This window comes from Nonomuraea sp. bgisy101, assembly GCF_057708945.1.
Genome location: NZ_JBYITD010000001.1, coordinates 590,611 through 603,641 on the forward strand (window position 1 = coordinate 590,611; position 13,031 = coordinate 603,641).

A 13,031-nucleotide genomic window follows, 5' to 3' on the forward strand; every position below is an offset into this window, starting at 1 on the left:
TCACTCCGTGATGCGGGACAGGCGCTCGATCGTCTCGGCGAACTCCTCCATCATCTCGTGCACCACCCTGCGCGCCGGCTTCACCTGGTCGAGCTGGCCCACCACCTGCCCGACGAAGTAGTTCGCCAACTCCGCCGCCCCGGCCTCCCCCCGCTCGGCCGCCCGCACCACGTACGCCATCGCCGACTCCGCCAGCAGCATCTGCGACGGCATCCCCAGCGGACCGGGACTGTCCTCGCCCGAGTCCCAGGCCGCCGTCCAGGCCGAGGCGAGCTGGCGGGCGGGCTTGCCCGTACGCGAGCGGGACCTGACGGTGTCGAGCGACGAGGCGGCCAGCATCTTCCGCTTCACCGACTGCGGCGTCTCCGCCTCCTCCGTGGTCAGCCACACCGACCCGCACCACACTCCCTGCGCGCCCAGCGCCATGGCCGCCGCCATCTGCCGTCCCGACGCGATGCCGCCCGCCGCCAGCACGGGCGTCGGATGAACGGCGTCCACGACCTGCGGCACCAGCACCATCGTGGCGATCTCGCCGGTGTGCCCTCCGGCCTCCGTGCCCTGCGCGACGATGAGGTCGGCGCCCGCCGCCACCTGCCTGCGCGCGTGCTCCACCGTGCCCACTAGCGCGGCGACGGGCACGCCCGCCTCCCGCGCCATCGTCACCATCTGCGGTGGAGGCGGCCCGAGAGCACTGGCGATCAGGCCGACGCGGTGCTTGAGCGCCACCTCGATCAGCTCGGTCGCGCCCCTCGCGGTGACGCGCTCGCCGAGCTCGCCCAGCGTGCCCGCGTACGGCACGCCGTACCGCTGGAGAAGGCCGGTGGTGAAGGCCAGGTGCTCGGAGGGGATGGTCGAGCGCGGCCCTTCCGTCTTGCCGGGGACGAGCACGTCCACCCCGTAGGGACGGCCGCCCACCTGGGCGTCGATCCAGCTCAGCTCGGTGTCGAGCTGCTCGGCGCTGTAGGCGACGGCGCCGAGGACGCCGAACCCGCCGGCGTTGGTGACCGCGGCGACCACGTCGCGGCAGTGGCTGAAGGCGAACAGGGGGAACTCGACGCCGAGGCGTTCACAGATCGCGGTCCGCATGACGTGACGCTAACCCCTGGGAGCCGCCCTCGCCATGGGCCCCACGGCTCGGAGAAGGACCGAATCCGGAAGGCGAGCGCCCCTCCGCCCGCGGAACGCGAAGACCTGCGGAGCCGGGCGAGCCCGGGGCACCGGTCCCGGGGGCGTCGGTTGGGCCGGGGGCGTCAGTCGAGCTCCTGGTGTCGGCCGGGCCTGGGGCGGCGGTTCAGCAGGTGGCCGGGGAGAGAGGTTCAGCAGGCGGCCGGGGAGAGGGCGGGGCGGGAGGAGACGGGCGGGGCGGCTGGGGGAGGGGTCATGCGGTGGCCTGGCGGTCCAGCGGGGTGAGGCCCGGCGCGTGCCAGCCGAGCTCCGGCGAGTAGCTCCTGACGAGCTTGGCGGGCACTCCGGCGATCACGCTGTGATCGGGGAACTCGCCGCGCACCACCGCGCCGCCTGCCACCACGCACTGCCGTCCGATCCTGGTGCCCGGCAGGATGATCGCGCCCGTGCCCAGCCACGATCCCGCTCCGATCGAGACCGGATTGTTGCGCGGCCACTGCCTGCCGATCGGCGTCTCCGGGTCGTCGTAGACGTGGTTCTGGTCGGTGATGTAGACGTACGGGCCGGTGAAGACGTGCTCGCCGATGTCGATCGACTGGTGGGCGACGATGTGGCTGCCCCTGCCGATCGAGCAGCTCCCGCCGATCCGCAGGATGGAGCCGGGCCCGAGGTCGACCCCTGGGCCCATGCCGCACGACAGCGAGACCCGCTCCCCGATGAGCGTGTGGTCGCCGATCTCGATCCACCGCTCGCCGAAGATCGCGCCCACGGGGAAGGCGATGCTGACGCCCTGGCCGAGGCGCCCGAACCGGTACCCGGCTGGGCTGGCGGGGGTGATCGCCCCGACGGCGCGGATGGCTGCGTAGACGCGGTGGACGAGGGAGCCGGCCGCCCGCCGTACAAGTGACATAGGGCCCAAAGTTACTCTCTGGTACGCCGTTCGGGCATGTCGAGGGCGTCGTTTGATATCCTGAGAGCCCGTGGACGTCAACGCCACACCTCGAGCCACGGGAGACTTCTTGCGCAGCGCATCGCAAACCAAGCATCTGTTCGTCACCGGCGGTGTCGCCTCCAGTCTCGGCAAGGGGCTCACGGCCTCCAGCCTGGGCCGCCTGCTGAAGGCCCGCGGCCTGCGGGTCACCATGCAGAAGCTCGACCCCTACCTCAACGTCGACCCTGGCACGATGAACCCCTTCCAGCACGGAGAGGTCTTCGTCACCGACGACGGCTCCGAGACCGACCTCGACGTCGGCCACTACGAGCGCTTCCTCGACACCGACCTGCACGGCTCGGCCAACGTCACGACGGGCCAGGTCTACTCCAACGTCATCGCCAAGGAGCGCCGCGGCGAGTACCTCGGCGACACCGTCCAGGTCATCCCGCACATCACCAACGAGATCAAGGAACGCATCCGCGGCATGGCCGGTCCCGACGTGGACGTGGTCATCACCGAGGTGGGCGGCACCGTGGGCGACATCGAGTCGCTGCCGTTCCTCGAGTCCGTGCGGCAGATCAGGCACGAGGTCGGCCGGGACAACGTCTTCTTCCTGCACGTGTCGCTGCTGCCGTACATCGGGCCGAGCGGTGAGCTGAAGACCAAGCCGACCCAGCACAGCGTGGCCGCGCTGCGCAGCATCGGTATCCAGCCCGACGCGATCGTGCTGCGCTCGGACCGTCCGGTCCACACCTCCATCAAGCGCAAGATCAGCCTGATGTGCGACGTCGACGAGGACGCGGTGGTCAGCGCCGTCGACGCCGCGTCCATCTACGACATCCCCAAGGTGCTCCACTCCGAGGGCCTCGACGCCTACGTCGTGCGCCGCCTCGGCCTGCCGTTCCGCGACGTCGACTGGAAGGAGTGGGAGCAGCTCCTGCGCCGCGTCCACCGGCCCGCCAAGGAGGTCACGGTCGCGCTCGTCGGCAAGTACATCGACCTGCCCGACGCCTACCTGAGCGTCACCGAGGCGCTGCGGGCGGGCGGCTTCGCCAACGACGCCCGCGTCAACATCCGCTGGGTGAAGTCCGACGACTGCGAGAGCGAGGAGGGCGCGGCCCGCGAGCTCGACGGCGTCGACGGCGTGCTCATCCCCGGCGGGTTCGGCGTGCGAGGCATCGAGGGCAAGATCGGCGCGATCCGTCACGCCCGCGAGAACAAGATCCCGCTGCTCGGCATCTGCCTCGGCATGCAGGGCATGGTCATCGAGGCCGCCCGCAACCTGGCCGGAGTCACCGACGCCAACAGCGCCGAGTTCGACCCCGACAGCAAGCACCCCGTCATCTCCACCATGGCCGACCAGGAGGACGTGGTCTCCGGCGAGCGCGACATGGGCGGCACCATGCGCCTGGGCATCTACACCGCCAAGCTCGGCGAGGGCACGCTGGCCCGCCAGCTGTACGGCGGAAAGGCCAAGGCCGACGAGCGGCACCGCCACAGGTACGAGGTCAACAACGCCTACCGCGAGCAGCTGGAGAAGGTCGGCCTGGTCTTCTCCGGCCTGTCGCCCGACGGCCGCCTGGTGGAGTACACCGAGCTGCCCGTCGAGACCCACCCGTTCTTCATCGGCACGCAGGCCCACCCCGAGTTCCGCTCGCGGCCGACCCGCGCCCACCCGCTGTTCAAGGGCCTGATCGGCGCCTCGCTCGTCTACGCGGAGGGTCGCTCGACCAGGGCGGCGAGCAAGTGAGCGCCATCGGCGGCGGCCCCGTCGCCGACTCCCCCGAGGAGTGGGAGGTCGTCGACTCCCAGGAGCACTTCAGGGGCCGCGTGATCGGCGTGCGCACCGACGCCGTGCGCATGCCGCAGGACGACGTCGCCAACCGCGACTACGTCGTCCACCCCGGCTCGGTGGCGGTCCTCGCGCTCGACGCCGACGAGCGCGTGCTGCTGATCAGGCAGTACCGCCACCCGACGCGCCACCTGCTGTGGGAGCTGCCCGCGGGCCTGCGCGACGTGGAGGGCGAGCCGCTGGTCGCCACCGCCGCGCGCGAGCTGGCGGAGGAGGCGGGTTACAAGGCCGACACCTGGCACACCCTCGTGGACCTCTACACCTCGCCCGGCATGTCCGACGAGCGCATCCGCGTCTTCCTCGCCAGGGACCTGTCCGAGACCGAGATCGACTTCGAGCGCAGGCACGAGGAGTTCGACATGCCGGTGGAGTGGGTTCCCCTCGCCGATGCGGTCGAGAAGGCGCTCATGGGAATGATCCACAATTCCCCGGCCGTGGCCGGTATCCTCGCCGCATATGCGGCATCGGTTGAGGGATTCGCCCTGTTGCGGCCCGCCGACGCCCCGGAGGCGTGACAGGAGGATCGTTCGTGGAGGCAGTGCTCTCCAGCTACCTCGCCCATCTGGCGGTGGAGCGGGGCCTGGCTGCCAACACGCTGGCCTCCTATCGCAGGGACCTGCGCCGCTACGTCGAGCACCTCAAGGCGCGCGGCAGGGTCTCCTTCGGTGAGGTGGGCGAGGCCGACGTCCTCGCCTTCCTCACCGCGCTGCGCGAGGGCGACGGCGACCACCCCGCCCTCGTCGCCGGCTCCGCGGCGCGCGCGGTGTCGGCCGTCCGCGGACTGCACAGGTTCGCCCTGCGCGAGGGCGTCACCGGCCACGACCCGGCCCACGAGGTGCGCCCGCCCCGCCAGCTGCGCCGCCTGCCGAAGGCGATCGGCGTCGCCGAGGTCGAACGGCTCATCGCGGCCTCGGGCCCCGACGGCGCGCCGCTGACCCTCCGCAACCGCGCCCTCCTCGAGCTCCTGTACGGCACCGGCGCCCGCATCTCCGAGGCCGTCGGCCTGGCCCTCGACGACCTGGAGGACGACCAGGTACGGCTGCGCGGCAAGGGTGGCCGCACCCGCGTCGTGCCCGTCGGCCGCTTCGCCAGGCAGGCGCTCGACGCCTACCTGGTGCGTGCCAGGCCGTCCCTGCTCGGCCATGGCAGGGGCACGCCCGCCGTCTTCCTCAACGCCCGCGGCGGCCGCCTCACGAGGCAGGGCGCCTGGGAGGTACTGCAGGCCGCCGCCGAGCGAGCCTGCCTGGAAGGGATCTCTCCGCACGTCTTGCGGCATTCGTTCGCAACTCACCTCCTTGACGGCGGTGCTGACGTTAGGGTGGTCCAGGAACTCCTCGGCCACGCCTCGGTGACGACCACCCAGGTCTACACGCTGGTCACGGTCGACAAGCTCCGCGAGGTCTACGCCGCGGCGCACCCCCGTGCCCGGCAGTGATCTATAGTCTTTGCGTCGTGCGGTAGTCGGCGTGCCTTCTTGCCGCCTAAGTGCTGACGCCATAGTGTCCGTCCGGACGGTCCGGTTCGGGACCGTCAGGGAGGTTCGAGCTGGTGACTGTGACCACCAACGGATCGACCCAGGGGACCCCTGAGAACCCCTGGGGCGACACGAAGACCGACACGCCCGCCAAGGGTGCCAATCTCGGCCCCACCGGGCGGCCACGCCCGGTGTTCCCCGAGCCGGTGCCGCGCGAGATCCACGGCCCCGCGCGGGTGGTCGCGATGGTCAACCAGAAGGGTGGGGTCGGAAAGACCACCACCACGATCAACCTGGGCGCCGCGCTCGTCGAGTGCGGGCTGAAGGTCCTGCTCGTCGACTTCGACCCGCAGGGAGCCCTGTCGATCGGCCTGGGCATCAACCCGCTCCAGCTCGACCTGACGGTCTACAACATGCTGATGGAGCGCGACGTCGCCGCCGAGGACGTGCTGCTCCAGACCGGGGTCGAGGGGCTCGACCTGCTGCCGTGCAACATCGACCTGTCGGCGGCCGAAGTCCAGCTCGTCACCGAGGTGGCCCGCGAGCAGGTGCTCGGGCGCGTGCTCAAGCCGCTGCTGCCCTTCTACGACGTGTGCCTGATCGACTGCCAGCCGTCGCTCGGCCTGCTCACCGTCAACGCGCTCACCTGCGCCCACGGCGTCATGGTGCCGCTGGAGTGCGAGTTCTTCGCGCTGCGCGGCGTCGCCCTGCTCATGGACACCATCGGCAAGGTGCAGGAGCGGCTCAACGACGAGCTGGAGATCGAGGGCCTGCTGGCCACCATGTACGACGCCCGTACCCTGCACGGCCGCGAGGTGCTCGCCCGCGTCGTGGAGGCCTTTGGCGACAAGGTGTTCCACACGGTCATCAACAGGACCGTCCGCTTCCCCGACGCGACCGTCGCGGGTGAGCCGATCACCACCTTCGACCCGTCCTCGCTGGGCGCCAACGCCTACCGCGAACTGGCCAGAGAGGTGCTCTCGCGCTGGCAGCAGCCTGCGACAATGGCCAGGTGACCGCGACCTCGCGAACGACCACGGGGAAGGAGCACGAGGCTCGACCCCCGCGAGCCGACCCCTCCGGCGGTCAGGGCGACGCCCAGGAGCCGCAGGGGTTCCAGGTGCACCTCGACGTCTTCGAGGGCCCCTTCGACCTGCTGCTCGGGCTGATCTCCAAGCACAAGCTCGACATCACCGAAGTCTCGCTGTCCAAGGTGACCGACGAGTTCATCGCCTACATCAGGTCCAAGGGCCCCGAGTGGGACCTCGACCAGACCAGCCACTTCCTGCTCGTCGCGGCCACCCTGCTCGACCTGAAGGCGGCGAGGCTGCTGCCGAGCGGCGAGGTCGAGGACGAGGAGGACCTCGCGCTGCTGGAGGCGCGCGACCTGCTGTTCGCCAGGCTGCTGCAGTACAAGGCGTACAAGGAGGTCGCCAAGGTCTTCTCCGGGATGATGGCGGAGGAGTCGCTGCGCTTCCCACGAGCCGTACCCATGGAGCCGCAGTTCGCCGACCTGCTGCCCGAGTTGGTCCTCGGCATCGGGCCCGAGCAGCTGGCGCGCATCGCGGCCAAGGCGTTCACGCCCAAGCCGCCGCCGACCGTCGGCGTCGGGCACATCTACCAACCGCTGGCCAGCGTCAGGGAGCAAGCCGCTATCCTTGTCCGGCGGTTGCGGCGCATGCGGACGGCCACGTTCAGGACCCTCGTCGCCGACTGCGAGGGCACCTTCGAGGTGATCGCCCGCTTTCTGGCCGTGCTGGAGCTGTTCAGGGAGTCGGCCGTCAGCTTCGAGCAGGTGGAGCCGCTCGGCGATCTGCACGTGACATGGACGGGCGCCGACGACGGAGACGTGTCGGTGGGCGACGACTACGAAGAGAGCGCGGAGAAGGCTGCTGATGAGTGAGTTCCCGGCTCCCAGGGACCCTTCGCCCTCCGAGCGCCTCGACGGCGAGGCTCCCGTCGCCCGGCGCCCGCGCGGGGCCGCCTGGGCGAGCCTGCCGGGGTCGTCCGCCTTCGGTTCCGCAGGAGGGAACGGCCGGACGGCCTCTGCGGCCACCCCCGAATCCGAACCCATGGCAGCCGCGCCCGGTGCCGCTTCCGAGGCCGAGCACGCGCCCGATCCGGGAGACGGCAGAGAGGCTGCCACTGCTGCCGAGGGCGGGTCCGAGGCGACCACCCACGAGCCGGAGATCGAGCGTGCCTCCGCGTCCGCGCCGGCCGTTCCCGTGGCCCGACCGGAGATCGACGCCGCTCGCGAGGGGGAGCGCGCGTCCGAAACCGAGGCTTCCGGCGTGGGCTCCGCCTTCGGCGAGGATGGCCCTCGCGGTGAGGGCGGTGCTCCAGGTGAGGGGAGTGACGTCCTCCTCGACGACGACGCACCCGCCGCCGACGTGGCCGAGCAGGCCGCGCCCGACCTGAAGGCGGCGCTGGAGGCGATCCTGATCGTCGTGGACGAGCCGGTCAACGCGGTGACCCTCGCCCAGGTGCTCGAACGTCCCACCCACGAGGTCGAGACCGCGCTGCGCGAGCTGGCGGCGGAATACTCCGGCCACGGGCGGGGTTTCGACTTGAGAGACGTCGCAGGCGGCTGGCGGTTCTACACGCGTGCCGACTGCGCCCAGCTGGTCGAGCGGTTCGTCCGCGACGGCCAGCAGGCGCGGCTGACCCAGGCCGCGCTGGAGACCCTCGCGGTCGTGGCCTACCGGCAGCCGGTGAGCCGCGCCCGAGTCGCCGCCGTGCGCGGTGTCAACAGCGACGGCGTCATGCGGACGCTGGTCGCCAGGGGGCTGGTCGAAGAGGCCGGCACCGATCCGGAGAGCCAGGCTGTGCTCTACCGAACCAGCTCCTACTTCTTGGAGCGACTGGGCCTGAAGAGCCTCGACGAGCTCCCCGAGCTCGCGCCCTTCCTGCCCGACGACGTGGAAAACCTTGAGGAGACAACGAAGTGATCAACAGGCGCAGCACCCCGTCCGGTGATGGACGCGGTCGAGGACGCACCGGCGGTTCCCGGGGCACGGGCTCCAGGAGCGGCGGCAGCGGGCGTCCCGCCTACCGCTCGGACGACAGGCGCGACCCGCGTCGCGACGACACCCGCGGCGGGTCCCGTCGCGACGACTTCGGCGGTGGATCCCGCCGTGACGACTTCGGCGGAGGGTCCCGCGGGGAGGGGTCAGGCGGCGGTTCGCGCCGTGACGACTTCCGCGGTGGATCCGGCAGGAACGACGGCAGGAACGACGGCAGGAGCGCCTCCCGCGACTCCATGCGCGCAGGCAGCGGCGGCGCCCGCGCCCGGTACGGCAAGCCCCAGGCCCGCGACGAGCGCGGCGGAGGCTTCCGCGACGGCGGCTCGCGCGAGGACCGCGGCTTCCGTGGCGGCGACCGCGACGACCGCGGCTTCAGGGGCGACCGTCAGGACCGCGGCTTCCGCGGAGGGGACGAGCGCGGACCTCGAGAGGAGCGCCGCTTCGGCGGCGACCGTCAGGGTGCCGGTGACCGGGGTTTCAGGAGCGATCGTGACGACCGCGGGTTCCGCGGCGGCGAGCGTGACGACCGTGGATTCGGCGGCGAGCGCGGCCCGAGGGACGAGCGTGACGGCCGCGGGTTGCGCGGCGGCGACCGTGAGGGCCGCGCGCCGGCCGGTCGCGGGTTCTCCGGCGACCGCGGCTCCGGTGGCCGGCGCGACGAGCGCGGCTTCAGGGGCGGCGACCGTGAAGGCCGCGGCTCCGGCGAGCGTGGGTTCGGTGACCGTGGCGAGCGCGGCGTCGGCGGCGGCAGGGACCGCGGGTTCGGCGGCGGCAGAGACCGCGAGTTCGGTGGCGACAGGGGCCGCGGCTTCGGCGGCGCCGACCGCGGGTTCCGCGGCGAGCGCGACAGCCGGGGCTACCAGGGCGCCGGTGAGCGTCAGGAGCGCGGCGGGTTCGCGGGTCGCGACGACCGTGCGGGTCTGCGGGCCGACAGGGTCGGCAAGCGTGAGGAAGGCGGTTCGCGGGCCCGCTACGGCAGGCGCGACGAGCCGCGGACGATCGGCCGCACCACCGGCCGTCCCGCTCCCAAGCGTGACGACGCCGGCCGTACCGCCAAGGTGCAGACGATCGGCGGCGGCGCGAAGAAGCGCGACGTGTTCAAGACCGCTCGCCAGCCCGTCCGCGACCGCGACTTCTACCCCGACGACTACGTCGACGAGCGCGACACCACCGAGGTGCCGGGCGGCGTGCGGCTGCAGAAGGTGCTCGCCCAGGCAGGCGTGGCCAGCAGGCGCGCGTGCGAGGAGATGATCGGCGACGGCCGTGTCACCGTGAACGGCCAGGTCGTCAGGAGGTTCGGCGCGAAGGTCGACCCCGCGACGCAGGTCATCCACGTCGACGGAAAGCGCATCCCGACCGCTCCCGACCTGGTCTACTACGCGCTGAACAAGCCCATCGGCGTCGTGTCCACGATGGAGGACCCGCAGGGCCGCCCGTGCCTCGCCGACTTCGTGCAGGAGCTGGCTCCGCGGCTGTTCCACGTGGGCAGGCTCGACACCGAGACCGAGGGCCTGCTGCTGCTCACCAACGACGGCGAGCTGGCCAACAGGCTGACCCACCCGAGCTACGGCGTGCAGAAGAAGTACTGGGCGAAGGTGCCCGGCCCGATCCCTCGTGACCTCGGCCGCAGGCTGAAGAAGGGCATCGAGCTCGAGGACGGCCTGGCCAAGGCCGACCATTTCGAGATCGTGCAGGAGCACGGCCAGCAGGCGCTCGTGGAGATCGTCCTGCACGAGGGCCGCAAGCACATCGTCAGGCGCATGCTCGAGGAGTCGGGTCACCGCGTCATCGACCTGGCCAGGATCGAGTTCGGTCCGGTGAAGCTGGGCCGTACCAAGCCGGGCACGATCAGGGCGCTGAGCCTCAAGGAGGTCGGCGACCTGTACGCGGCGGTCAAGCTGTAATCTGGCCAGACGTTGGAGCCCGCGCAGGTGCTGCGCGGGCTCCGAGCCATATGGAGGGGATGGGCATGGTGCGGGCGATTCGCGGGGCGATCCAGGTGGAGGCCAACGACCGCGACGCGATCATCAGCGGGACCACCGAGCTGGTGGCGGCGGTCATGGAGCGCAATCAGCTGACCACCGACGACGTGATCAGCGTGCTGTTCACCGCCACGCCCGACCTGACGGCGGAGTTCCCCGCCCTCGCCGCGCGCAAGCTCGGCTTCCACGAGGTGCCGCTGATCTGCTGCACCGAGATCGGCGTGCCAGGCGCGCTGCCCCGCGTGGTCCGGCTGATGGCGCACGTGGAGAGCGACCGGCCGCGCGCCGAGATCCAGCATGTCTACCTGCGCGGCGCGACCGTGCTTCGCCAGGACATCGCGCAGTGAAGCTCGAGACCGTACTCGTCCTCGGTACCGGCCTGGTCGGCACATCGATCGGGCTGGCGCTGCGCCAGCGCGGCGTGACCGTGCTGCTGGCCGACCGTGATCTGGGCGCCGTAAGGCTGGCCAGGGAGATGGGCGCCGGCCAGGAATGGAGCCTGGGCGACCCTGTCGACCTGGCGGTGGTGGCCGTTCCTCCCGGCCACGTGGCCAGCGAGCTGCGCGGCCTGCAGCAGCGTGATGCGGCCCGCTTCTACACCGACGTGGCCAGCGTCAAGGCCAAGCCGATCGCCGACGCGGCGCGGCTCGGCTGCGACCTGAGCTCCTACGTCGCCTCCCACCCCATGGCGGGCAGGGAGAAGGCCGGTCCTGGCGCGGCCAGGGCCGACCTGTTCCTCGGCAGGCCGTGGGCCGTGTGCCCGACCGCCGAGGCCTCCCCGGAGGCCAAGGACGCGGTCATGGAGCTCATCGAGCTGTGCGGCGCCAACCCCGTCGAGGTGGCGGCCGAGGACCATGACAGGGCCGTCGCCGTCGTCTCGCACGCTCCGCACGTGGCCGCCTCCGCGGTGGCCGCGCGGCTGGCCGAGGCCTCCGACGTGGCGCTCGGGCTGGCGGGGCAGGGTGTGCGGGATGTCACCAGGATCGCGGGCGGCGACCCCGGCCTGTGGCTCGGCATCCTGTCGGGCAACGCCGCTCCGGTGGCCGAGGTGCTGGAGGCGGTCTCGCGCGACCTGGCCGAGGCCGCGACCGCGCTGCGGTCGCTGGCCGAAGGCGACGTCAACGCGGGCACCGACGTGACGCAGCTGCTCAAGCGCGGGGTCGTCGGCCACGGCAGGATCCCGGGCAAGCACGGCGGGCCCGCGGCGGCCTACGCCGTCGTCCAGGTCGTCATCGGCGACCGTCCTGGTCAGCTGGCGAGGCTGTTCCAGATCTGCGACGAGGTCGGGGTCAACGTCGAGGACGTGCGGCTCGAGCACGCGCCGGGGCTGCCGCTCGGCCTGGCCGAGCTGTCGGTGCAGCCCGGCGCGGTCGAGGTGCTGAACCAGGCTCTGCAGGAGCGGGGCTGGCAGGTGCCGTAAGGCGCCATGTCACGCAAGCGGCCGCTCGATCCGTCTGCTCGGCATGACGAGAATCGTGGTTCTAGGGGCCGGCTACACCGGCATGGCGGCGGCGATCAGGGTGGCGACGAGGTCGCGCCGTAGCGGCGGCAGGGTGACGCTGGTCAACCCTTCGCCGAGGTTCACCGAGCGGCTGCGGCTGCACCAGACGGCGGCAGGCGAGCGGCTGGCCGACCACTCGATCGAGCGGGTGCTGGCCGGCACGGGCATCGACTTCGTCCAGGACACGGTGGCCGGCCTCGATCCCGAGGCCAGGCGGGTACGGCTCGGCGGCGGGCGCGAGCTGGCCTACGACAAGCTCGTGTACGCGCTCGGCACCGTCACCGACGTGTCGGTGCCCGGCGTCGCCGAGCACGCCTACCGTTACGACGACCACGCGGGCGCCGTACGGCTGGCCGAGCGCCTGCGCTCCCTGGAGGAGGGCACGGTCGTCGTGGCGGGCGGCGGCCTGACCGGGATCGAGTCGGCGACCGAGCTCGCGGAGGCCTACCCGAGGCTGCGGGTGGTCCTGCTCACCAGAGGCCGTCCTGGTTCGATGATGGGCGAGCGGGCCCGCGCGTACGTCATGCGGGCGATGGACCGCCTCGGCATCGAGGTCCGCGAGGCTGCCGACGTCGTCAAGGTGCTGCCCGCCGCGGTCGAGCTCGCTGGCGGAGAGCTGATCCCCTCGGACGCGACGCTCTGGACGACGGGGACGAGGGGGCTGCCACAGGCCCGCGAGGCCGGGTTCACGGTCGACGGGCGGGACAGGATCGTCGTGGACGACGTGCTGCGCTCGGTCTCGCATCCCGACGTCTACGCGGTCGGTGACGCGGCGGCGGTGAGCCGGCCGTTCGGCGTGATCCACGGCACCTGCCAGAGCGGGATCCCCACCGGGCTGCACGCGGGCACCGCGCTCGCCGACGAGCTTCGCGGGCGCAGGCCCAGGGCGTTCAGGTTCGGCTACTTCCACCAGCCGCTGAGCCTGGGGAGGAAGGACGCGGTCATCCAGTTCGTCAGGCCGGACGACACTCCCCGCAGGGGCTACCTGAAGGGCCGCTGGGCCGTCTTCTACAAGGAGAGCGTCAGCAGCAGCCCGATCCCCACCTTCCGGCTGCTCAAGCGAGGTCTGGTGCCCGTGTCCCTGTTCCGGCTCACCGCCGGGTGACCGCCTTACCGGCGGCGTCGGGCTCGTCGCGACGA

General features: G+C 71.8%; 12 protein-coding genes. 10 read left to right on the forward strand and 2 right to left on the reverse strand.

Annotation, left to right across the window (positions count from 1 at the left end; translation table 11 throughout):
• The gene (locus AC3EO4_RS02730; RefSeq protein ID WP_431893444.1) at nt 1-1,086 is read right to left on the reverse strand and encodes a nitronate monooxygenase; all 1,086 of its coding nucleotides are present in this window, start codon (nt 1,084-1,086) and stop codon (nt 1-3) included.
• Nucleotides 1,087-1,378: 292 nt separating this feature from the next.
• Entirely contained in the window at nt 1,379-2,035 is a 657-nt protein-coding gene (locus tag AC3EO4_RS02735; RefSeq protein WP_431893445.1) for an acyltransferase, read from the reverse strand.
• Nucleotides 2,036-2,144: 109 nt separating this feature from the next.
• On the opposite strand from AC3EO4_RS02735, the gene pyrG reads away from it, so the two are divergent.
• From pyrG to AC3EO4_RS02785, 10 genes are all read left to right on the forward strand, one after another.
• On the forward strand, nt 2,145-3,809 hold the full coding sequence (pyrG, locus tag AC3EO4_RS02740) for a CTP synthase (protein WP_379579049.1): 1,665 nt from the start codon (nt 2,145-2,147) through the stop codon (nt 3,807-3,809).
• Nucleotides 3,806-4,426 (forward strand): NUDIX domain-containing protein, encoded by a 621-nt coding sequence (locus AC3EO4_RS02745; RefSeq protein WP_379579046.1) that lies wholly within the window; start codon nt 3,806-3,808, stop codon nt 4,424-4,426. Before pyrG ends, AC3EO4_RS02745 begins: the two co-directional genes overlap by 4 nt.
• Before the next feature lie 14 nt (nt 4,427-4,440).
• Nucleotides 4,441-5,346: a site-specific tyrosine recombinase XerD gene (locus AC3EO4_RS02750; RefSeq protein ID WP_431893447.1), complete on the forward strand. Its 906-nt coding sequence runs from the start codon at nt 4,441-4,443 to the stop codon at nt 5,344-5,346.
• Nucleotides 5,347-5,459: 113 nt separating this feature from the next.
• The gene (locus tag AC3EO4_RS02755) at nt 5,460-6,401 is read left to right on the forward strand and encodes a ParA family protein (RefSeq protein ID WP_379579042.1); all 942 of its coding nucleotides are present in this window, start codon (nt 5,460-5,462) and stop codon (nt 6,399-6,401) included.
• Nucleotides 6,398-7,288 (forward strand): segregation and condensation protein A, encoded by an 891-nt coding sequence (locus AC3EO4_RS02760; protein WP_431893450.1) that lies wholly within the window; start codon nt 6,398-6,400, stop codon nt 7,286-7,288. Before AC3EO4_RS02755 ends, AC3EO4_RS02760 begins: the two co-directional genes overlap by 4 nt.
• A 487-nt stretch (nt 7,289-7,775) precedes the next feature.
• Nucleotides 7,776-8,333, forward strand: a complete 558-nt coding sequence (gene scpB, locus AC3EO4_RS02765; protein ID WP_379580241.1) for an SMC-Scp complex subunit ScpB — start codon at nt 7,776-7,778, stop codon at nt 8,331-8,333.
• Nucleotides 8,330-10,312: a pseudouridine synthase gene (locus tag AC3EO4_RS02770; protein WP_431893453.1), complete on the forward strand. Its 1,983-nt coding sequence runs from the start codon at nt 8,330-8,332 to the stop codon at nt 10,310-10,312. The genes scpB and AC3EO4_RS02770 overlap by 4 nt, the downstream gene beginning before the upstream one ends.
• A 65-nt stretch (nt 10,313-10,377) precedes the next feature.
• Nucleotides 10,378-10,737: a chorismate mutase gene (aroH, locus tag AC3EO4_RS02775; RefSeq protein ID WP_379579036.1), complete on the forward strand. Its 360-nt coding sequence runs from the start codon at nt 10,378-10,380 to the stop codon at nt 10,735-10,737.
• The gene (locus AC3EO4_RS02780; RefSeq protein ID WP_431893455.1) at nt 10,734-11,810 is read left to right on the forward strand and encodes a prephenate dehydrogenase; all 1,077 of its coding nucleotides are present in this window, start codon (nt 10,734-10,736) and stop codon (nt 11,808-11,810) included. Before aroH ends, AC3EO4_RS02780 begins: the two co-directional genes overlap by 4 nt.
• Before the next feature lie 43 nt (nt 11,811-11,853).
• Complete coding sequence (locus AC3EO4_RS02785) at nt 11,854-12,996, forward strand: NAD(P)/FAD-dependent oxidoreductase (protein ID WP_431893457.1); 1,143 nt, start codon at nt 11,854-11,856, stop codon at nt 12,994-12,996.
• The last annotated feature ends 35 nt before the right edge of the window (nt 12,997-13,031 follow it).

What these genes read in the sequence shown, in the direction of transcription:
- AC3EO4_RS02730 (WP_431893444.1), bottom strand. Translation starts at nt 1,086, where the DNA reads ATGCGGACCGCGATCTGTGAACGCCTCGGCGTCGAGTTCCCCCTGTTC.
- AC3EO4_RS02735 (WP_431893445.1), bottom strand. Translation starts at nt 2,035, where the DNA reads ATGTCACTTGTACGGCGGGCGGCCGGCTCCCTCGTCCACCGCGTCTAC.
- aroH (WP_379579036.1), top strand. Translation starts at nt 10,378, where the DNA reads ATGGTGCGGGCGATTCGCGGGGCGATCCAGGTGGAGGCCAACGACCGC.
- AC3EO4_RS02785 (WP_431893457.1), top strand. Translation starts at nt 11,854, where the DNA reads ATGACGAGAATCGTGGTTCTAGGGGCCGGCTACACCGGCATGGCGGCG.